Origin of the sequence: Vibrio sp. S/42/10 (genome assembly GCF_029890535.1) — a bacterium.
Lineage (GTDB): Bacteria > Pseudomonadota > Gammaproteobacteria > Enterobacterales > Vibrionaceae > Vibrio > Vibrio cyclitrophicus.
Window position 1 is genome coordinate 33,563 of the sequence record NZ_JAKMZC010000015.1, and the last position, 23,452, is coordinate 57,014.

At 45.1% G+C, this 23,452-nt stretch carries 8 protein-coding genes; 1 reads left to right on the forward strand and 7 read right to left on the reverse strand.

The genetic code is table 11. From position 1 onward, the window contains the following. Positions 1-11: 11 nt before the first annotated feature. From L8S15_RS16075 to L8S15_RS16105, 7 genes are all read right to left on the reverse strand, one after another. Complete coding sequence (locus L8S15_RS16075) at positions 12-5,627, reverse strand: non-ribosomal peptide synthetase (protein ID WP_280574161.1); 5,616 nt, start codon at positions 5,625-5,627, stop codon at positions 12-14. Continuing rightward, a complete protein-coding gene (locus L8S15_RS16080) occupies positions 5,624-16,540 on the reverse strand; it encodes a non-ribosomal peptide synthetase (RefSeq protein ID WP_280574163.1) in 10,917 nt (3,638 codons plus the stop codon). The genes L8S15_RS16075 and L8S15_RS16080 overlap by 4 nt, the downstream gene beginning before the upstream one ends. Positions 16,541-16,632: 92 nt before the next feature. Continuing rightward, positions 16,633-16,845 carry an MbtH family NRPS accessory protein gene (locus tag L8S15_RS16085; RefSeq protein ID WP_016797030.1) on the reverse strand — a complete coding sequence of 71 codons (213 nt, stop codon included), beginning with the start codon at positions 16,843-16,845 and terminating at the stop codon, positions 16,633-16,635. 59 nt (positions 16,846-16,904) lie between these two features. Further along, on the reverse strand, positions 16,905-18,560 hold the full coding sequence (locus L8S15_RS16090) for a multidrug ABC transporter permease/ATP-binding protein (RefSeq protein WP_016797029.1): 1,656 nt from the start codon (positions 18,558-18,560) through the stop codon (positions 16,905-16,907). A gap of 132 nt (positions 18,561-18,692) precedes the next feature. Beyond that, complete coding sequence (gene fhuB, locus L8S15_RS16095; protein WP_280574167.1) at positions 18,693-20,669, reverse strand: Fe(3+)-hydroxamate ABC transporter permease FhuB; 1,977 nt, start codon at positions 20,667-20,669, stop codon at positions 18,693-18,695. Next, complete coding sequence (locus L8S15_RS16100) at positions 20,666-21,625, reverse strand: ABC transporter substrate-binding protein (RefSeq protein WP_029203106.1); 960 nt, start codon at positions 21,623-21,625, stop codon at positions 20,666-20,668. Before L8S15_RS16100 ends, fhuB begins: the two co-directional genes overlap by 4 nt. Then, positions 21,622-22,401 carry an ATP-binding cassette domain-containing protein gene (locus L8S15_RS16105; RefSeq protein ID WP_016794007.1) on the reverse strand — a complete coding sequence of 260 codons (780 nt, stop codon included), beginning with the start codon at positions 22,399-22,401 and terminating at the stop codon, positions 21,622-21,624. Before L8S15_RS16105 ends, L8S15_RS16100 begins: the two co-directional genes overlap by 4 nt. Positions 22,402-22,639: 238 nt before the next feature. Here L8S15_RS16105 and L8S15_RS16110 point away from each other — a divergent pair, with 238 nt between their 5' ends. Continuing rightward, positions 22,640-23,440 carry a 4'-phosphopantetheinyl transferase superfamily protein gene (locus L8S15_RS16110; RefSeq protein ID WP_016784475.1) on the forward strand — a complete coding sequence of 267 codons (801 nt, stop codon included), beginning with the start codon at positions 22,640-22,642 and terminating at the stop codon, positions 23,438-23,440. The last annotated feature ends 12 nt before the right edge of the window (positions 23,441-23,452 follow it).

The window sequence follows — 23,452 nt, forward strand, 5'->3', positions numbered from 1 at the left end:
TATTTATAAAATTATTCACAATACAAATGTCTGTATAAGTCTTTGATTACTGTGTTGTTCTGAACAATACCTAAATGATCCGTGTCCACAATGACGGAATATCTCTGCGCGTTGAGCTTATTCAACCCTTTGGATAACAGGTCGGAGCGACCATTTGGTTGCCCTGCCCACCAACAATGCAACTTGGTTTTTATGCTTGGTAATTGATATCCACGGCATAAAGAACGCATATGTTGTTCTACAGACCAGCTGTAGAGCATTTGTTTCGCGTTATCTGCCATATGTGGATCAAAGTGATTTTCCGCTAGCCATGTATTAAATACCTCTGGCCACATTGGTGGAGATACTGAATCGAGTAAGTCTATACATCGTGCCCCTTGCTGTACGGTAACCGTCCCTAGCAACAAGGAAATATGCTCTAATAATTTCGCTTTTGATGATGGGGAATCCCACTGATCACTCGCTATTTCTGTACCTGGGACATAACAATCTAGCAAGCCGGCAAACCTAATTTCGTCTCCATTTTTCTCGAGGCGACTCGCGATTTCTTGAGTAAGTGCACCACCGAGTGACCAACCAACTAAGCGATATGGACCACGTGGTTGTAACTGCTTGATTGTTTGAAAATAGGTGTCTGCCATATCGGTTAGTGAGGTATCAAAAGCATTATCTAAAACAAAGCTCTTCGACTTTATCCCATAAACTGATCGCTTCCCTTCCAATGATTGCGCCAAGCGTTGATAACCAGTAACACGCCCAGTAACCGGATGAATACAAAAAACGGGCTCATGCTCATTAGATGTAGTGTTAAGTTTTTCGATAAGTCGTTTGTCCGGCTTGACCGTTGGTTTCTCTTTAACGATTCGCATCACAGACACAAACTCAGTTAAACACTCTACATATCGTGTAGCGATTTCTTCTATCTTTTGGTGCGAGTAATGCGTAGTCGCATACTCCCACGCAAGGCTCAACTTGCCTGATACAATTTGGGCGTTGACAACAAGTGGGGTCAACATCTGGTTTAATTCGGATTGAGGTGAGCTACCTTCTTCTATCGGTGAACACCACTGCGCGAATCCGTTACTAGAATACTGACCAAGATAGTTAAAGGTAGCGACCATGCTTTGCTCCTCCAGTGTTCCTTGTTCTCGTTGTTCTAGGTACCTCAGCCCGTAACCAATACCACCATCTTCCTTAATACGTTCGAGAGCATCATGTGTTTTATCAACCATACTAATAATGTCTGGATGATATTGCCCAATAATTGGATACAAGCTAGTCGTCCACCCAACCATTCGCGATAGGTCGGTATTTGCAAAAACAGATGGTTCGCGTCCATGCCCCTCAAGATAGATAGGTACATTCGGATGCTCTTCACTTGCTAAGGCTGATACAAGCGCAGTTATCAAAGCGCTTTGGATATTAGCACCCAGCTCCGAGCCTGAGATTCGCAATAATGCTTGAGTGAGATAATTAGATAACTCGGTTTTTTGACTTTGCTTATCTCGGTAAAGAGGCAACTTGAGGCCTAGTTCATTACTCCCCAAGTCATCGGTTATTTCCGACACAAAATGCCAAACCTCCTGCATCGATTTACCTTTTTCGCTCGATGACCACCTCTCAACAGCATTGACCGCTTCATCTAACGAACTTGAGTTCGGCATCAAGTCGATATCTTGGCCCGCGACTAACTGCTGATAAGCTTTCCATAGATCATCTAATAGAATTCTCCAAGACACACCATCTACAGCCAAGTGGTGGATTGCGATCATCAAGCGGTTAGGCGCGTCGGAAAATTTGGCAATGCCCGCTTGAATCAAGCGTCCAGAACTAATATCCATGCTTTGTTGGATTTCTTGCGTGAACGTTGAAAAAGCCTGTTCAGAATCGACGTTACTGACCCAAAGATATTGACGTTTTTGGTAAAGTTGAAATTGCTGCTTCCATTTACCTGATTCCTGGCTGAATGACAGCCTGAGGCTTGGATGCTGTTTCACCAAGGCTTGAATAGCCGACTCTAAGTAACCAATTTCCATATCTTGTTTTAGCTCAACGCAAATATGTTGGTTCCAATGATTTGGCTCTGGAAACTCTTGGGCAAAGAAATGCGCCTGTATCGGCATTAATTCAAAAGGTAAATCACTAAGCTCACGCTCTTTGGCTGTTTTATGAATGCTAAGCACACTCGCCAAATCACGTAATGTCTTGGCTTCAAACACTTGTTGTGGTGTTAAGTTGTAACCCGTAACACGGACTTTGCTGACCATTTGCAAACAAAGGATGGAATCACCGCCCAATGCGAAAAAGTTATCGGAGCAACTCACCTGCTCAGCACCAAGAAGTTGCTGCCATGTGTCCACCAACAAGGCTTCTTGTTCCGTTTCAGGTGTAACAAACGTTGCTTCAGATTCGAATTTACTTCCAAGAAAAGGGAGAGACGCTCTATCAACTTTTCCTGCAGGGGTGAGCGGAAGCTTTTCCAATACTAATAATTGGCTTGGTACCATGTAATCTGGCAGCACTGTGGATAATTGGTCGAGAATGTCATCAAGATCGAATCGTTCAGGCTCACTGCTTTGGAGGTAACCAAACAATTGCTTCTGTGCCCCAACCTCTTGAAGTGCGACGACACAGTGTTCAACTTTTGATATAGATTGAAGTCGACTTTCTATTTCTCCCAACTCGACACGAAAGCCTCGAATCTTGATCTGCTGATCTACCCGACCTATGTATTCCATCACTCCATCATCGTTCCACCGCACCAAGTCCCCTGTACGATACATTCGCTCACCTACATGTTCGCGAAACGGGTCTGGTAGAAAACGTTCGGACGTTAGGTCTGGTTGATCGAGATAGCCTCTAGCCAACCCGACCTCGGCGCCAATGTACAATTCGCCGACTTTGCCAAACGCGACTTTATTCAATTGCGCATCTAAGACGTATAAGCGACGCTCACCGACAGGTTGCCCAATCGGAGCGTACGCACTGGTTAATTTATCTTGTGGATATGCTCGCCAAATCATTGGGGTAACAACGGTTTCTGTCGGTCCATAACCATTAATTATGCGTGGCGGGTTAACAACCTTTTGCAAACGCTGATAGGTTTCTGCGGTAAATGCTTCACCTCCTAGTGTCCAAGATCTGACACTGAGGGGAGGCTTTTGATAATCAATCCAATCCAATAATGGGCCAACATAGCTCGGCGGGAAGCACGCAATCGTGACTTTTTCTTTGCTGAGCACATCGCAAGTTTGTTCAGCGCTCCATAATTCCTGATCTCGAATAACCAACTTACTGCCAAATGCCAAAGGTACCGTCCAACGTTCAACGGCGCCATCAAAGCTAATCGATGCGAAATGCAGCTCTATGTCCTCTGGCGTCATGCCATACTGATGACCAATGGTTTGAACATGCATCGATAATCCAACATGATTAACCGCGACTCCTTTTGGTTTCCCTGTCGAACCCGATGTATAGATAATATAGGCCAATTGTTCAGGATGAAGTTTTGCTGCTGTTGTTTGTTCCTCTTCACGTTGTTGCTTTTTTGATCTCACAAGCAACAACTCTCCGTTTGAAGATCGTAGCTCACACTCATCAACACTCTCCCCTACCCCATAAAACAGAGGATTCGGTTGTGATAATGAAGCCTTAAATGTTGATTGAATGATATGCCAACGAGATCCCAACCTATGCTGTGTAACCACAAAGCGAGCTTGAGAGTCCTGTATCATGTAAGCCAAGCGCTCGGTTGGATAATCAGGATCTAACGGCAAGAACGCCCCACCCGCTTTCATGACCGCTACCATTGCGACGATCATCTGTACCCCTCTCTCAAAGAGCACACCAACCGCTTGGTCACGTCTTACACCTTGAGCTTTGAGTTTGGATGCAAGATCGGATGATGAATGCGCTAACCCTGCAAAAGTAAGCTGTTGATCTTGATGCTTTAAGGCAATCGCATCGGGCCTTACTCGTGCTTGATTTTCCAGTAACTCGATAATTGACTGAAAATGCCAATTGCCTTCTGGTTGCGATAGATTTTTAAGGACAGCTTCATCATGCGGTGATAAATGCTTCATCTGAGCCAGGCTACAACCTAAATTAACGTCTAAGTCTCGTATTAGGTTTTCAAGAACTGCATTCAATTCGGCCATCTTGTCTTCGTCTATTCGGTCTTTCGAATAAGTTAATACGACACGTGTTTTGCTCTGGCTTTCACGTACATCTAATGCAACGTCGAATAGTGCGAACTCTCCCTTTTGGTCTTGAGCAGACAAAATCAGTTCGTTATCTAAGTGGATATCCCCAGACAAAGTGTTTTGATGATTAAACAACACTTGAAACAAGGGCGTCTGCCCAGCCTTTCTTTCTATCAACTTATGCTCATCGGACAATGCTGTGACAAGCTGATCATATGGCAGCAGTTGATGTTCTTGTGCTTCGAGTACTTTGTCATGAGCACCTGCAATTGCTTTCGCGATCGAACATTTAGGTGAAATAGTTTGTTGAATCACCATGGTATTAACAAAGAAGCCAATCAGGTTCGACACTTCGTGTCGGGTTCTATTTGCCATAGGGACGCCGACTGATATGTCAGAGCGATGTGTCACCGTGGCTAAAGCCGCTTGCCAAACGCCTAACCACAAACTCGAATTCGTTACCGATAATTGGCGAGCCACTTGGTTGATCTTGTTAGATTGAGTTTTACTCAGCTCATAGCTGATCGAATCGGCAGCACGCCTTTGATTTGGTGCGATTTCGCAACACCAAGGGAATAATAGCTCCGAGTTAGAATCTTTTAGTTCTCGCTTCCAATAATCAATGTGGTGAGCACCTTTACCAGCGTCAAGCAAAGCCGTTTGCCACTGGGAGTAATCACGATACTGAATCGGTAATTTCGGCAAATCACCTTGCTGATAGAGTGAAACAAGCTCACTCACGAACACGCCAATCGACCATCCATCTGATACGATATGATGCATTACGAGCTGCAACTTCCATGAACCATTGCTGAGCTTCAAGCATAGCATCCGAATCGGCAGTTCAGTTTCGAGATCAAATGTGTTTCCTATAAAATCTCGCTGTGTATCTTGAATTTGCTGTTGACTCCAACCTTGAGCATCTACAATCACCGGAAACATGACTGCCGATCGGTCGACAAACTGAACTACGGCACTGTCGGACTCATGAACAAAACGCGTTCTTAATATCTCATGCCGATCCAATACTTTATTTACTAGGTTACCTAGCTGTGTTGTGTCTAACTTGCCTTTAACATCGAACGTACCTGACATATGGTAGGCACTGTTTCCTTTATCTAAACAATAAATATCCCACAGTCGCTGCTGCGCTGGAGAGAGCCCCACTTTCTGTTCAGAACCGACGGACACAATCGGTAGCTTTTCAAAATCTAATCCTTTATTACTCAGTAGCTCGATGAACTTGACCTGCTCCGGCTTACCTAATTGAAGAAACCGTTTTGCTAACGCATGCTTATCAATTTTTCCTGCACTGTTCGCACTTTGTTTCTCGGTATCGTTCTTCTTGCTAACAACATTCGATTTCGCAGTCGCCTCTGCTTGGACTGCAGATGTTGGTTGGTTTAACTCGTTTAAATCACTCATAGCAGCTCCAATTCGTCCATCAATGCTGCCATGGCATCGAATTCGTCTTGTTCATGTTGGTTTTGTGTTTGATATTGAGCTTGTAAGCTGTCTGATAAAGCTTGTAGGCTCTTGGCTTCGAAAAAATCTTTTAGAGCCACTTCTAGCCCCAACTCTTGGTGCGCTTTTGCGACTACGCGAGTCGCCAATAAAGAGTGGCCACCTAAGGCAAAGAAGTTGTCGTCCAAGCCTACTTGGGATATTTCTAAAACTTCGGCCCAATTTGCAGCGAACCAACGTTCCAACTCCGTTTCCGGAGCGCGATACTCAATTGATTGCCACTCAGGCGCAGGCAGTGCCTTTCTGTCTCGTTTACCGTTTGGAGAAAGCGGCATTTCACTCAAACCTAGCAATATAGTTGGCACCATATAATCGGGCAGTTGTTCCGACAGATGTTGTTTTACTATTTCTAACTTGAGTTCGTTGTCTTGCTTGAGCTCATTCCACATAGGGTCGGCGACATAACCAATGAGTTGGTCACCCGTTTGATGTTTAAACGCAACAACCGCCGACTCTTCAACCCAATCGAGCTGGTTAATCACATTCTCAATTTCTTCTAGTTCAATCCTCAAGCCACGGATTTTCACTTGGTTATCCAAGCGACCGAGATACTCTAAACGTCCGTCTGCATATTGAACGACTTGGTCGCCCGTCCGATACATGCGAGAGCCCGGACCTCCGAACGGGTTAGGCACGAAACGGTCTGCAGTCAGGTCAGGTCGTGACAAATACTCACGCGCTAAACCGACACCAGCTAAATACAACTCGCCAGGTACACCAACAGGCACTGGGTTCCAGTTATCATCCAGAACATGTAGTTGCGTATTGCTGATTGCATAGCCGATTGGGATTCGTTTCGATACAGGTAATTCACAAGGCCAGTACGTTACGTCGATCGCAGCCTCTGTTGGCCCGTAGAGGTTATGTAGATCAACAGGCGCATGACTCAGTACTTGTTCTACAAGATCCGCAGGAAGCGCCTCACCACTACAGATAATGCGTCTTAGCGAAGTACATTCAGATATCGTCGTTTCTATTGAAAAGGCATTCAGCATCGAAGGAACAAAGTGAATGGTTGTCACTTTCTCTTTTTGGACAACCTCAGAAAGTAGACGAGGCTGGCGGTGTGCTTCAGGAGGAGCAATAGCAAGGCGAGCTCCTGTCATTAATGGCCAGAAGAACTCCCATACCGAGACATCAAAACTAAAAGGCGTTTTCTGGAGTACACAATCGGACTCGTTCAGCGCATATTCTTGTTGCATCCAATTCAAACGGTTTTGCAACGCAACTTGAGTATTCACCACGCCTTTCGGCAAACCTGTAGATCCAGAAGTAAATATCACATACAACGCCTGATCAGGCTGCCAATCGACGTGAGGTGCTTGGAATGGTTGGTTGGACACATCAAGCTTAGTCAAATCAATATACTCACAACCCTCAGTCTCTGGCCACAAGTGCATTGAATTGGAGTCAGTCAATAACAAGTCGATATTAGCTGATCGCAAAATATACTGCAGTCGATCCTCTGGATAACTCGGATCTAATGGCACGTATGCGCCACCAGCACGAGTGATAGCATGCAATCCAATCACTAAATCGAATGAACGTTCAAGACCTAAACCGACACGTGTTTCAGAGTTCACTCCTTTTCCACGTAGCCAATTCGCCATTTGATTTACACGCAGGTCAAACTCTTGATAAGTCAGGGCTTGATCTTGCATTGATAGCGCTATCGAGTCAGGTGCAGTCTGAGCTTGTTGTTGAATTCTTTGTGACGGCGTCACTAAACTGCCCCAATCAAGTTCAGTGTTGTTAAACGCAATGCATTGTTGCTTCGCGGTGTTGTCTATTAAGTGAAGCTGGTTGATTGAGCAACGATTATCTCGCGAAACCTTCTCGAGAAGAAGTTGCCAATGATCAAGAAGTGCCTGAGCAAAGTCTGTGGTAAATATAGGTGAGGCATAGCTTATGAATCCAAGCCATTTATGTTCCGACATTTGCTGAATATCCAGCCCAATTTCGAGCTGAGCATTCACTACGCCGGGGTCAAAGGGCTCGACATCAATATCATTCCAATCGAAAATCGCGTTCTCATCAAAACGTTGGAAGTTGAAACTGGTTTGGAACACGGGGTGATACTGTAAATTACCTTTAATACCCAATGACTCGACCAACATTTCAAATGGGAAGTCTTGTCTTTCCAATGCTTTTTCGCTGAAGGACTTCACTTGCATTAGCAAATCAGAAAACGTTTGTGATTCGCTAAATTGTGCGGGGATCACCAAGCTATTGATAAAACAACCCTGCATCACTTGTGTTTCTGGTTGAGTCCGCCCTGCGACTGGCACACCGACGCGTATTTGCTCTTGGCCAGAATACTTGTGCATCAACAAATGCCACAATGTCAGCATCACATTGAATGGCGTAGTGCTGTGCGATTTTGCCAGTTGGCTGATACTCGCAATCTGCTCGCGAGACAGTTCAAAATGAAGACGGTTGCCGCTCGTTTCGGTTTGCTCTCTTGGTACATCGCTGTGTAGCACTAATGGTTCAATATCGTATTTCAACGCATCTAACCACCAGCCTTTTTGCCTACTTGCATCTTCTGATTCAAGCCACTGTTTTTGCCACTGTGCGTAATCGATATATTGGAGCTCGCTTGGCGTTTCGCTTCCTTTATAAGTTAGATCAACTAGCGATTGATAACAGCCCGACAACTCCTTTAGGAGCAACTGCATAGAGATACCATCAGAGATAATATGGTGCACTACAATAAGCAATTCAGCCTTCTCGTCTTGCTCGCCTAGCTTACAAAACTCATCGAGGTCAGAAGTTTGCGGCATCCAATCAAATCGAATAAGCGCCCCATCAGCGAAGTTGAACGGTTTGGCTATTAAATCTTTGTAATGAGACAAGCGATCTTGATCATTAACAGCAGCTTCATGGATGCCAAGTTCAATGTAACGCTCAGGACGCACCTGTTGCATCAATTCTCCGTCGACCTGCGCAAAATTGGTTCTCAATATTTCGTGGCGAGAAACCAAGGTATTAATAGCTTGTTTAAGTACCGCAACGTTAACACGCCCAGTAAACTTCAAGCCCAGTGGCATGTGATAAGCAGCACTGGTTGGTAGTAGTTGTTGAACAAACCATAGCCGCTGCTGTACCGCTGACGTAGGCATATTCGGTAATCGAGGAGCTCGAGCGAAAACAGCGAGGTCTTGCGTTCCATGAGCCGACGACGAAGAAAGTTCAGAGATACATTGAGACGCAAGATCTTTAAGTACAGGCGTATCGAACACCGCTTGTAGCGATAACCTGATGCAGTCTTGCTGCTTTAATCTGCCAACTAACTGAGTCGCTAATAGTGATTGACCACCTAAAGCAAAGAAATCGTCCTCTCTGCCTATTTGGTCTTTTTCAAACAGCGCACACCATTGCTTAGCTAACGCTTGCTCTATCTTGCCAACTGGTTCGATGTAGTCACTTTTATTAGTTGCTAACCTATCCGGAGCGGGTAAACGTTTCTTATCAACTTTACTCGCAGGCGTAAGTGGTATTTTATCTAACTTTATGAATTGGCTTGGGACCATGTATTCTGGAAGATCTTTTGCTAGATCACTTCGCATATCTGACATTGATAGTGAACTATCACTCTGTAGATACGCGACAAGCTGTTTGCCACTCGGGCTATCACAAGCGACAACCGCACACAGTTCTGAGTCAGTTAACTTCTGAAGTCTAGATTCAATTTCACCAAGCTCTACACGGAAGCCACGAATCTTAACTTGTTCATCACTACGCCCGAGGTACTCCATCACACCATCTGAGCGCCATTTCACAACATCGCCAGTTCGATACATTCGCTCCCCGTTACTCGCGAATGGATCTGGTAAGAAACGCTCTGAAGTTAGGTCAGGTCGCTCAAAGTAACCTCTCGCTAACCCTACCTCTTCGCCAACATAGAGTTCACCCGCAACGCCTGCTGGTAACCTATTCAGCGCGCTATCCAATACATACAATGTTCTACAGCCGACAGCTTTACCTATCGGGGCATACGCACTGTCTAAGCCGGTATCGAGATACGCTTCCCAAATCATTGGCGTTACAACGGTTTCGGTCGGGCCGTAACCATTGATTATTCTTTGCGGTTTCAATACTTGTTGCAGTTTGAAATAAGTATCTCGAGTAAAGGCTTCACCTCCTAATGTCCATGAACGAACCGGTAACTCTGGTTGAGTTCCTTCAATCCACTCTAGCAATGGGAGCACGTAACTCGGAGGGAAACATGCGATGGTCACTCGCTCCCGTGCCAATACATCACACGTTTGTTGAGCACTCCATAGCGATTGGTCTCGAATCACGAGGCGAGAACCAAATGCCAACGGCACAGTCCAGCGCTCTATCGCACCATCAAAGCTGATCGAAGCAAAATGAAGCTCGACGTCGTCAGGCGTCATTCCGTAACGTTGACCAATAGTCTGAACATGCATGCTCAAACCTTGCTGTGATACACACACGCCTTTGGGCTTACCTGTAGAACCAGATGTGTAAATCATATACGCCAGCTGGTCAGATAAAATAGCAGGCTTATCGATTAACTTGGCGTTGAGATCCAACGTGTTGAAGCTTACAGTCTTGGCTTGATTACAAATCTCATTTGCTAGGACCCCGCTAAGTGCATCGTGCACCAGTATCCGTGCTCGACTATCTTTAACCATGAACTCAAGACGCTCTTGCGGATAAGCCGGATCCAAAGGTAAGAATGCCCCTCCTGCTTTCATTACCCCCATCATCGTAACCAACATGTTGCAATCACGTTCAAATAACACGCCGACGATATCGTCACGTGTTATACCTTCGCTAATCAATCGAGCAGCGACGGCATCACTTTGTTCAACCAACTGCTTAAACGTTAGCGACGCTTTATGAGCACCAAGTTCATGCTCAACATTAGAAACCAATGCCACATTATCAGGACGCAATAACATCTGCTTAGAAACTAAATCGGTAAAAGGTTCAAACGTCCAAGGTTCTGGTACACGGTCGAACTTCGCCAATTCATTAAGCTGACCTTTCGCTAACACAGGGATAGAACCTAACTCTTTCGATAGGTGTTCAACCAACTTATTTAAGTATTGTCGATTTGTCGCACACAGCGTTTCAATTTGCTGTTGAGAGAATTTGCTTTCATCGTAGGCAAAAACGATACGAAGTGATTCGCTCGGCAGAATCGCCAACGTCAGTGGGTAGTGGGTAAACTCGTAGCTTTCAGGTTCCCCGATGCTCAGTTCCCCTTCGCGATTACTTTTAAGAAGCGCCTCGTCCAGTGGGTAATTTTCAAATACGACCAAGGTGTCAAATAAGTTATCGCCAGTCCAACCTGTTTGCGCTTGGATATCAGACAGAGATGAATAGCTGAACTCACGCTGTTCACTTGATGAGTTTTGAATATCCAACAACCATTGCGAAACTGATTTGGAAAGGTCGACTTGGTGTGCGATTGGCAGCGTATTAATAAATAAGCCAACCATAGAATCACTGTGGGTTAGATCCGTTGGTCGCCCCGCTACGGTATTACCAAACACAGGTGTCTGTTGCCCCGTGAATCGGTGTAATGTCAGCAACCACGCCGCTTGCGTCAAGGTATTCAACGTCACACCCGCTGCGCTGAGTTTTGGCAACCATTCACCGACAGTCTCTTGTGAGTAGTCATCATTGAATCGATTATATTTAGACTCCAGAGAATCCGAACTGCCGAAAGACTCCACCAAACGCGTTGGAGATTCCATATTTTGCAAGTAACGTTGCCAGTATGCGTTCGACTGCTGGTGGTCTTGTTCACGCGCCCAAGCGAGGTAATCTGAAAACTGACCTTTAACCGGTGTAATCGTGCCTCTTTGATAAATAGCAAACAGGTCACTGAGCAGCACCCCAGTGCTCCATCCATCCATTAAAATATGATGAATCGTAAATACGCATTGAATTTGATGCTCTTCCGTTTGCACGAAGTCAACACGCCATAAGGGGGTGACCTGCGAGCGTTCTAAACGCTGCTCAAGCTGGAAGCCTTGTTCAATGATTTGTTGTTTATATTCAGCTATATCGAATTGGCTGCGTAGACGCACATCTAACACAGCGTAATTCAGCTCCAGTTGTTGCCATTCAGCTAAATACGCGTTGCCATCCAACGAGAACAATGTCGAACGCAACATTTGATGTCGTTGCATTACGCCTTGCCAAGCTTCAATCATTCTCGGCAGTTCAACGTGATTTAACGGCAACGTAATTTGGTTTACATAGGTACTGTCACTATCTGAGAGTTTTGCGTGGAAATACAGCCCCTGCTGCAAGGTAGATAATGGTAGGATCGTATTTGGTAGCGACTCTGGTTGCTTTATCCCTTGACACAATTGATTCAACTGAGATTGGGTCAACTCCACCAAAGGCGCATCGGTTTTCGTTAAGATAGGATCCACTTCAATAAACAGATCGTGTAAGCGTTCAATAGAGTTGTTAAGTGCCGCGTGTAACACCTCAATTTCAGTTTCATTGAAGCAACCACTGTCGAACTCGACATCCCACTGCAAATGATCATTAACAACGGAAGCATTGATAACAACAGCAGCGTCTGCAACGTTGGATTTATCTCGCCATAGCCCCGAGCCCGTTATATCGACTTTTCCATTTATTTGCTGTGTAGCATTGCCAAGGTAGTTGAACAATACATCCATGTTGCCAACATGTGGCCATAAGTTTTGCGCCACTCCCGCGTGGAAAGTGATACCGCCTACGTGGTCGCTATCGAAGCTATCTTTTAGAGACTTGACCCACTCCATTAACGTTCCGAGTTCTGGTATAGCTTGTGGATAAAGAGAGGTGTACCAACCGATGGTACGACTTAGATCTAAGCCTATATTGTCAGTAAAACGACCATGAGACTCACGATGAATGGTTAGCGCCTGACCTTGGTTCTGCGTGCTGACTGTTAACGCACAGACAATAAAGACCACTTGTTCTTGTGTGAGTCGGGCAAAGCTCTGCCCAGCTTTGGTCAACGACTCTATTTTAGACAGTGGCGTCAACCACTGTGTCGAGATTGGCAGAGCACGCTCTGTAGAATAGATAGGTGCTTGCATTTGGTCGAGCCAATAAGCTTGTCGTTGCTCGGTTATTAGCAGAGTATTTAAGTTATTTACCCAATTCCCTTGATTGTGGGTCTTTGGTGAAAGCGTATTGGTAGCTTCATCGTTTTCTGGTAACGCTTCATAAAGCTTACTAAGGTCTTCAATAATCATTGGCCATGACAACGCATCAACCACCAAGTGATGAATCGCTATAAGAACTTCACTGCCTTCTGTTGAGCCTTTCAAATTGCGTATACCAACCGCGCCGGTAATAGCCTTTTCAAGGTCGATGCTTGATTGCACCTGCTCGATGTTTATTTCGTCATCGAATGGGTGAATCGCAAACCGAGCCTCTTCTTGATACTCAGCATTGACTCCAAACGAAGCGTTATGGCTCAACGAGTTTGAGAAATTAAGTCTAAGCGCATCATGATGATCAGCAAGTTGGTTTAACGCATGACTTAAACGCTCAATATTAAGAGCGTGACGCCATGTAAACTGAATATATTGATTACATCGACTCAACTCAAATTGTTCAATAAACCGTTGCTGGATAGGTAACAATGCAACACGACCTTGTAGCTTACTTTGATCGGCTAGAACCCGTTGACTCTCTTCTAAGAGCTCCGCCATGTCTTGAAGCTTTGGAAAATCGAAAACTTGTTTAGGCGATAGCATGAAACCTTGTTGGCGAAGCTTCCCTACAAGTTGAAGAGCCATAATCGAATCGCCACCTAGAGCGAAAAAGTGACTATCAGCCCCAACGCCCTCTAACTTCAACAATTCACACCATACCGTGGCAAGTATTTGCTGACGTTTGGTTTCAAGCGTTCCTTGGTTACTCAGATTTTCTGACCAGTCAGGGGCAAGCAACTGCTTTCTATCTACTTTCCCGGCTGGCGTCAGTGGCATTTCATCTTGCACAATAATGCAAACAGGTACCATGTAATCTGGAAGCGCCTTTGCTAACTCATCTAGCCAACGCGTTTCTTGAATATTTTTATCATCGAGTGATGATGTGTCCCTTAACTGCACATAACCAACAAGTTTTTTACCTGTTTGCGATTCGTGAGCGACCACAGAACAGAATTCAGCGCCGGACAGGGTTTGTAACTGAGATTCAATTTCTCCTAGCTCAACGCGGAAACCACGGATCTTAACCTGTTGATCGACACGACCTAGATACTCCATAACGCCATCATCACGCCACCGAACTAAGTCACCCGTTCGGTACATTCTTTCGCCGTTAGCTAAGAATGGATCAGGCAGAAAACGCTCTGCGGTTAGATTAGGTTGTCTCAAATAGCCTTGCGCTAAACCGACTTCAGAACCTATATATAACTCACCGCTGCTACCCAGAGGTACTGGACTTAACTCAGAATCCAATACGTACAATTTCCTATCACCAACTCGAGTTCCAATTGGTGCATAAGCACTATTCATAGTGTCATTGGTATACGCTTCCCAGATCATCGGTGTAATCACCGTTTCTGTTGGCCCGTAACCATTAATGATTCTAGGGGGGGCCAACACTGCCTGAATACGGTCAAAAGTCTCGCGAGTAAAGGCTTCACCGCCTAAGGTGATAGAACGTAGAGAGAGTGATGGTTTGGTTTGTTCGACCCAATCAAGCAATGGGCCAATGTAGCTAGGTGGAAAACAAGCAATGGTGATTTTTTCTTTCTGTAACGCTTCGCATGTCTGTTCTGCGGTCCACAACTCTTGGTCGCGAATAACTAAGCGTGAACCGAATGCCAATGGAACAGTCCAGCGCTCAACGGCACCATCAAAGCTGATTGAAGCGAAATGTAATTCAATATCTTGTGCCGTCATTCCATATCGCTGGCCAATGGTTTGAACATGCATACTCAAACCTTCATGCGAAATGGTGACCCCTTTGGGTTTTCCCGTTGAACCAGAGGTATAGATTATGTAGGCCAGTTCTTCAGCCAACGGTTGTGTAAAAGAGTTATCAGATGGAAAGTCTGCAAGCGCTGCCCTCTCAACACAGAACGGAGTGACACCGTCACTAGATTCAAGAATGTCAGAACATCGGTCTTGAGATTTAGGATGCGTTAATAACAGTTCAGCCCCACTATCTTCAAGCATGAAACTCAATCTTTCTGTTGGATAATCAGGGTCTAGTGGTAAGAATGGCGAACCTGATTTGAGCACGGCAATCATCGACACGATCATATCGACACCACGTTCCATCATCACACCAATAGGTGATTGTGACGTTACGCGCTTAGACAAAATGGAGTGAGCCAACTGATTAGAGCGAGTTTCCAACTCTAAATAGCTCATCGATTCGTCTTGGTGTTTCAACGCGATGCTGTCTGGACTACTCTTCGCCTGTTCAGTAACCAAATCTGTAAACGGTCGGTAATGCCATTCATGCTCGCCCGAACCATACTGGTCGATTAAACGCATATCCTTGCTAGAAATCGCATTCACTGACGCCACAGCTGTATATGGTGACTGCACGATAGCCTCAAGATTCACCTTATAGCTCTCGATAAATTTAGTAATAAAAGGGCGAGTGAACTTCTCTTTCCCGTAAACAAACCTAAGTGGCGCACTGCTCTTGTTGATCACATCCAACACTAACTCAAACGGGGTTTCCAATACTGGAAACTCTTCAAATTGTGCAGACACTCCATTGGTGTTAATTGATAGTTTGTCACCGTGGTTTCTAAAATTCAGAGCCGTTGTGGGTAACGGTAAATCGCCGACGAGCGCTTCTAACGGTGTACTTTCAAACGCGAGAGATGCTTTCATTGAGTCACGTGTTTGGCTGACTAACTGAGACAGCGTCATTTCTGCATCAATTCGATAACCCATCACCGTACTATTCACATAAAACCCGACAGTTCTACGGTTTTTTGCATTACGGTTTAACGCAGGGACACAAATCGATGGATGCACATTAGACGAGTACTGGCGCAACGTGAGCATCATCGCAGACGCAAAGATCTCAAACTTGGTTACACCTAATTCTTTACCTAACTGCTTTATTGATTCGTCTATGTCACTTGGCAATTCAACAAGCTCATGTCTAGCCCCATAGGTATCTTGCGATTGCGCGTTTAGGTTTGATATCGAAACGGATTCTTCATTAAGGAACTGAAGCTGTTGCCAGAATGACTTCTGTTTTGAATAGCGTTCTGACTTTTCTTCACTGACTTGCTCTGTGGCATAATCGACGTAACTTTGAGCATCTCTAGTTTGATACGCTTTGCCTGCCACCGAGTTAACTAGCATCTTAATCGTGAGCTGGAATGACCAAGCATCAGTCACAATATGGTGAGTCGAAAGTAGCACGCCAAAACGATGCTCAGTGACTTGATAAATACAGCATCGTGCTAACTGACCTTCCATTAAATTGAAAGGCTGCTGCCAACGTCTACGAGCATCTTGATTGATGATCTTAATCGAGTTGGTGTCATTGCGCAGATCGACTGTATCAAATTCAATACGACGAAGCGGCAGGACACGCTGAACGGCCTTACCTTCAACTTCTGCAAACTGGCTGCGTAACGAAGGAAACGCCGATACCATTTCGTTAAGTGAGTGCTGAAGCTTATCGAGGGTAATCTCTTCACCTTCAAACCAAAGTAAGCCCCCCAGGTTGTAAGCCAAACTCATTGGTTGCAATTGTTGAAATAACCACAAACGTTGTTGAGAGTATGAGAGCGGGCTCCAAGGGCTTACGGAGTCCAAAATTTGTTCATCATCCACTGACATTTTATTACCTAAACATGAAATTTGGTTGCAGAAATCCACAATTCGCCCGCTACAGGCGAAAAGTACAGGTACTGACTAAAGGTTAAACGGGTTTAGTTTTCTAGAGCATCTATCGCGTCACGCAGACTTTTCGGACGCATATCGGTCCAGACTTCGCGGATATGTTCAAGGCAGTGTTCTTTATTGCCCTTTACGCCTACTTCAGTCCAACCATTTGGTACTAAGTGGTACGTTGGCCAAATGCTGTATTGTTCTTGCACGTTAATAACAACGGTGAATTCTGTATTTGGGCTATCAATACTCATGTTTTCCTCAACTAACTTTATTTATTGTGTTTTCTGAACCTAAACCGGTTCTTAAATACTCAAGCCACAACACTTTCTAGTGCTTGGTGTGCTTGAGCCAAATTCCCTTTACTCAACTCAATAAGATTGCCGCTATCCATTTTGAAAATACGGTCTGCGACATCAAAATAAGCATCATCATGAGTAATGGCGATAACCGTTACGCCACGTTCTTTTAATAGAGGCAGCAACTTGCGGTAAAAGAGCTTTCTAAAACGTGGGTCCTGATCAGCGGCCCACTCATCAAGCAAAATACAGCCGCGTTTCTCTAGAACAGACATCATGAGTGCTAGGCGCTTTCGTTGCCCTTGTGAGTAACGAACATCACTCAAGGTGCCCTGCTTGTGGTCGACTTTATGAGCCATTTCTAACCTAACCATCCACTCGTCTATGTCCTTGCTATCAATGTCTTGACCTTCTCCATCGACAATTTGATGAAACAGATGAAAATCACTGAACACAGCAGAGAATTGCTGTCTGTAATCCTGCCAATGCTGCTGTGTTACCTCATTGCCATCAACATACACTTGCCCGGCATGGGGTCGGTAAAGACCGGTCAGCAAGCGAGCAAAAGTTGATTTACCACTACCATTGCCACCAATAACGAAGATGTGTTCGCCACGTTCGATTTTGAAGTTAATTGGACCGACTCCGAATGAGTCACCATCTGAATCTGAACGGTATCGATAGCTCGCTTCGACCAACGACAAAGACTTAAAGACTTTCGTTTGTGCAGATTTAGGATTGAGCGTTCGATTAGGACTCAAATCCAAAGACGACAGCTTTCGCATTGAAATATTTGCGGTGATTAGCGTTGGAATTGAACCGACCGCCGACATTAATGGAGTTCTCATAAACAGCACGACTAAAGCGAAGGTCGACGCGACTTCGACTGTCGCCCAACCTAGCCCAATTGCGAGGTAAAAATTTAAGCCAATCAAAGCTAGCACTACCGTGTTCGCAATGTTTGCCGCAAAACCATTTAAGATATCGGCCTGCGTCACTTCCTTTCGATAGCCTTCAGCATTAATCGAAAAGGTTTCGTCGAAATAACGTTTGGCTCTGAACGGGTTCAACGACAGCTCTTTTCGACCATCAATCAAAGACTGATAGTCGTGATACAACTTATCGTCGTACTCACGGACCTGTTTAACGTGTTTGGTGATACGCGTCACGAGCATGTAACCTATGACACCGGTTAAAGAGAGCATTAAAACGCTGATACCAAACAAGGGCATAGATAAGAAAGCTAAATAAGTGAGAGCAACAAAGGTAAGCACCAAGCCATAAATCAATTCAGGCAAATGGACAAATGCGATCGTGATATTTCGAATATCGGTGTTAAGCGAAGCTAGGACGCCGGCACTCCCTACCTTCTCCACTTGCTCAATATCGGTATTTAACAGTTGAGAAACCAACTCACACCGCTTGTTGTACACGAATTGGTGTCCAAGCTTATGGAGTGCCACTTGTGCGACGGTCGCCGTAACTAAAAGGCCAATCAGCAACAACGAAAACTGAATCAAGGTATCAGAAAGCACACCACTGTTTTCCAGTAGTTTGTGTTGGATAAACGCGATAACGCCCACACTCAGAAATGCACTCGCGATACTCAACAAGATCACCAGACACAGTGATTTTTTCTGTTTTTCCGCTAGCAGTAGGATCAATCCCATTTCATACACACCAGTTAATTAATTATTATTGTGATTATCATTATCAACAACATTGAAAGATAACCTCGTTTACGTTGAATCATGCAAACACTGAACCATAGAGCCTATTGCGACACGGCTCTAATGGCGCTGCTAAAGCCTTCTTAAGCCCCACATCAGGTACATGCCACCGATGATAGAAGCCACCAGCCCTGCTGGGATTTCTTGCGGATAAAGCCATTGTCTACCGAGCCAATCAGAAAACAACATCAGTGCCATACCGATCAACGATGAACAAATGAGGTGCTCTTTAGCACGGCTATAACCAAACAATCTCGCCATGTGCGGTGCCATTAAACCAACGAAGCTCAACGGGCCAACCACCAATGTCGCACTCACGGTTAAACATGCCACCAGCACCAACAATAGGATTCGAGATCGAGACACGTTCACACCAAGTGACTGCGCACTAGCCTGCCCTAGTGGTAAAACATCTAACCAACGAGCGCACACAAAACCGAGCGAAATAAATACAACCGAAGACAAAAGCAATGGCATTAACGTTACTTCAGTCACGTAATAAGTAGAGCCAGCTAACCACGCCAACACTTGATAGCTTCTCGGATCGCCCCCTGCCAACACGAAGCTTTGTACTGCATTCATCAGAGCCGTTATCGCGACGCCGGTAAGCAACACTCTTTCAGGTTGAAAGCCCGACTTTTGATTGAGTACAACTATGATGCCTAACGTACAGGCCGCACCAATAAAACCACCGGTGTAAAGACCAACAACGCTACTTCCTAGACCGGAAAAAATGGTAATGATCAAACCAAGAGCTGTACCAGAGCTTATACCAATCACTTCTGGGCTCGCCATTGGGTTGCCACTCAAACGCTGAACAATAGTTCCTGCGACCGCTAACATTCCTCCAGCTAGTGCAGCCGCAATTAATCGAGGTAAACGCAACTCAAGCAATGCCCAATCGCGCGTTTGAAACAACCAACGCCAACCTTCACTCTGAACTGAAAACAGACTGAACACGATGAGCGAAAGAACAATCAACACTGTCGCCAACAACACAGAGCTTTTATTCAGGCGAGAAGCAATTTCATTATGACGCGTCAATACTGTTTGTGTTTGTGACTGGCTTTTCATCGACAGTTTCGGCAGTAACCACAACAGAAGCGGCGCGCCCAAAGCCGCTGTCGCTGCCCCTGTCGGAATAAACATCGACATAATGCCTGGCAGTTGTTGAATCAGGAGATCGGTTAGGCTTAATAGCAAACCGCCTAACACCATCGACACCAGCAATTTAGGTACTAAGCGGTGAATGCCCATTAAACGTGTCAAAGCCGGAGCCGCCAAGCCAACAAAACCAATCACACCAACCGCGCTCACAACCCAAGCAGTCAGCAATACTGCCAGCCCTAAGCAGACGACTCTCAACTTCGCCAGTGACACACCTAAGCTTTTAGCACCCTGCTCTGATAACTGGAGCAAACTTAAAGGCTTTACGAACAGAAACGCTATAAGTGTTGCGATAACCAAACGCGGTGCAAGATATTGAACATCCTCCCACCCAGTTTGGACCAAGGAACCTGCGCCCCAGATCATCAAACCATTGAGTTTGTCCTGGTTCATCATCAGAAGGACTGTGCTTACTGCGCCAAAATAGAGATTGACAACTAAACCAGAAACAATCACTACAGTTGGAGACAAGGCACGCCGCCACGATAGCGCAAACACCAAGCCAATGGTTGCAACGCCACCGATAAGTGCCACGAAGGAGTATGACCACTCTAAAAGCCAAGGAGCATAAAGTGTTGCGAGCATCAACGCAAAGCTTGAACCGCTTGCAACACCTAAGGTCGATGGCGAAGCTAATGGGTTTCTGAGCACTTGTTGCATCAACACACCAGCAACTGCCAGAGCTGCTCCTGACAATAAAGTGGTAAATAACCTAGGCCACCAAGCCAAATGCAACTTAACCGACTCAGGTGAAGCAAAATCGGCCACCCACAGACTCGATATTCGATCTAACCCGAACTGAGGTACGGATAAATGCAACCCAATGAGCATCAATGTAGAAACCATCAACAGAGTCAAGACTCCGAACGAGAGAACTCTCATAACACCTTCCCGTCATTCAGCTCAGAAACAATGAACCTTGCAAAGCGAGTGGCTGAAGGGATAGACCCAAAGCTCCATACCGCAGGAATCTGCAGTGCCGGATAACCCGACTCTTTCACTATATATTGCCAAAACTGATTCTTTTTAAGGTGCGCTTTTGTGCCCGCTGGCATAGGAGAAATAATTACAATCTGCCCTTCAACACCAATCAGTTGATCGACACCGACTAAGCTATAGCCCCACCCATTAGTCTGCCCTTTCCAAGCCGCTTGAAGGCCAATCTTATTTATCGACGCTTTATACAAACTGTTGTCACCAAAAACGCGAACGTGGTTGGTATCCATGAACTGAACCATTAATAACGCAGGTACGTCTTGTGGCAATGAGGAAGCCAAGCGGTCCATTTCGCGATTGGCTTTTTCGATTAGGATCTCAGCTTGTTGACTGACCTCAGTGACCTGGGCCAATAGACGAGTCACTCGCTCTAGCGCTGACCAATCCACATCTCCACTTCGGTACAAACCAATAGTGGTAACAGGTGCGATTTTGCTTAGTTGGGGCTCCAATGTTGAAAACATCGGAGAGAGTAATATTTTGTCTGGCTTGAGCTCATGAATACGCTCAAGATTTGGTTGGGTTCTTAGCCCAACATCAGCAATAGCATGAGGGATTTCTGGCGATTTAACCCAAGAGTTATAGTCTGGAATTTGCGCGACAGCAACAGGCGTAACACCAAGCGCTAATAGCGTTTCAGTATGGGTCCAATCAATCGAAACCATCCGCGGTGCATGGTGATTATTGGCATTAAGCGATTCTTGCTCGGCCATTGAAAAGGGAGATAACGTCATCAAGATAGATAAAAGTGTCACCGTCTTAATGCGGCTTGATCTCCGCAGACCGACGTAACTTAATAAGCAGTGATTGTTGAATGTACGAGAGCTAAACGGACACATCATGCTGGCTCCAAATCACCTGGCATCGCGACAGGGTAGCCTGCTGCATGCTGGGTAATGTGCATCGGAACGCCGTAGATATCTTGTAATACCGGCTCTCTAAATACCTCGTCAACCTCACCTTCAATCAGTAACTCCCCACTATGTAAGGCAATGATATGGTTGCAGAAACGTGCTGCCATGTTGATGTCGTGTATTACGATGATCACGCCAATATTCAAAGTGCTACTCAGGCGTTTAATCAAGGTCAGCATCTCAATCTGGTGGCCGATATCGAGTGCAGACAATGGCTCATCAAGTAATAGATACTTGGTTCGCTGTGCTAACAACATAGCTAGCCAAACACGCTGGCGTTCACCACCAGATAAAGTGTCAACCAAACGATCGGCGTACTTAGCCGTATTAGTTAGTTGCATCGCCTCTTGAACGTACTGTTTGTCTTTACTCGAAAGGCGCCCTAATAAGCCATGCCATGGATAACGACCAAAGCTGACTAAGTCTTGTCCAGACAAGCTGTCAGTGGCTGGTAAATGTTGTGGTAAGTATGCGATCTGCTTGGCGAAATCTTTATCCGACCACTTAGCGATCGATTTGTCTTTTAGAATGATGTCGCCAGATGTGGCGTTCTGTTGCTTTGCCAACAACTTCAATAACGTCGATTTCCCCGAACCATTGTGCCCAACCAAAGCGTAAATTTTTCCTTGCTCAAACGATACATTGAACGCCTTGAGTAGCTGTTTATCCCCGACGCTAAAACCGAGCCCTTTTGCTTCGAGCATATCTTCAACCTTAAAACACACCATTCACTAAAAAATTAATGAAATATGAACATATTCATAAAATCATTAACAGACACGCTTTTATACACTTGCAAAAATTCAAATGCAAACGATTTTCATTTAGATTAAACTATATGCCATACTAGCTTTTCCCCTATAATTTAAAGGGTTAGAAGCTTAACTTTAGAATATAAAGCTTAGAGTCAATTATTCACCTTGTTGCAAAATGGTAAACTCAATGATGAACAACCCCTTTCGTCCGCTTCCTGGAAATTTTGGCTTTATGAGCAATGAACTAGCCCTTGATACTGAAACAGCGCTATGGCCTTTTGGATACGCCAACACCGGGGTGAACAATACAACGGCGCGAAGCGACGGTGTCGACATCCAGCTAACACAGTTCGACTACACGCGCTTTTGCGACAGTATGTTTGAACAAACCAATATTTATTGCCCTGAAGCTATCATCCTCTCCATTAACAAGAGAAAAGCTGAGTATTTTGTTGGTCGCTATTTAGTGGCGAGCAAGCTAGAGGAATTAGGCTTCGAACATTGCACTCTTGAGCCGAACATCGACCGTAGCCCTCAATTCCCTGTTGGCACTATTGGATCCATTTCGCACTGCGAAAGCTTGGCATGCGTTGCAGTTACCCCCTCCTATCATTCAGATCGAGAGAATCTTGGTATCGATGTGCAAAAGATCATTTCGAGTGATGTTTGCAACGAAATTGGAAGCATGATTGTAGAGGGACAAGAAGTCGATTTAGCAATGAGTGCAGGGTTAACCAAAGAGCAAGCCATCACACTGCTCTTTTCAGCTAAAGAGTCGATATACAAAGCACTCGTTAAGTTCTCTACGCGAGATTTGAATTTTAAAGATGCGAAATTGAAGCAAATAACCCAAAATGCAATGGAGTTTGGGATAAGTGAAAGCGTTAATCTGAGAAATAGCGCATTGAAGGAAATAAGCTGCGAATACTGGTACTTAGAATCGCACAAAGCCTTTTTAACCTTTTGCTACTACTCACATGACAAGTAGCTGCTGTGCTAT

Coding starts and splice junctions, on each gene's coding strand:
- L8S15_RS16075 (WP_280574161.1), bottom strand. CDS start 5,627: ATGAGTGATTTAAACGAGTTAAACCAACCAACATCTGCAGTCCAAGCA.
- L8S15_RS16080 (WP_280574163.1), bottom strand. CDS start 16,540: ATGTCAGTGGATGATGAACAAATTTTGGACTCCGTAAGCCCTTGGAGC.
- L8S15_RS16085 (WP_016797030.1), bottom strand. CDS start 16,845: ATGAGTATTGATAGCCCAAATACAGAATTCACCGTTGTTATTAACGTG.
- fhuB (WP_280574167.1), bottom strand. CDS start 20,669: ATGAGAGTTCTCTCGTTCGGAGTCTTGACTCTGTTGATGGTTTCTACA.
- L8S15_RS16110 (WP_016784475.1), top strand. CDS start 22,640: ATGATGAACAACCCCTTTCGTCCGCTTCCTGGAAATTTTGGCTTTATG.
- L8S15_RS16100 (WP_029203106.1), bottom strand. CDS start 21,625: ATGATGTGTCCGTTTAGCTCTCGTACATTCAACAATCACTGCTTATTA.
- L8S15_RS16105 (WP_016794007.1), bottom strand. CDS start 22,401: ATGCTCGAAGCAAAAGGGCTCGGTTTTAGCGTCGGGGATAAACAGCTA.
- L8S15_RS16090 (WP_016797029.1), bottom strand. CDS start 18,560: ATGGGATTGATCCTACTGCTAGCGGAAAAACAGAAAAAATCACTGTGT.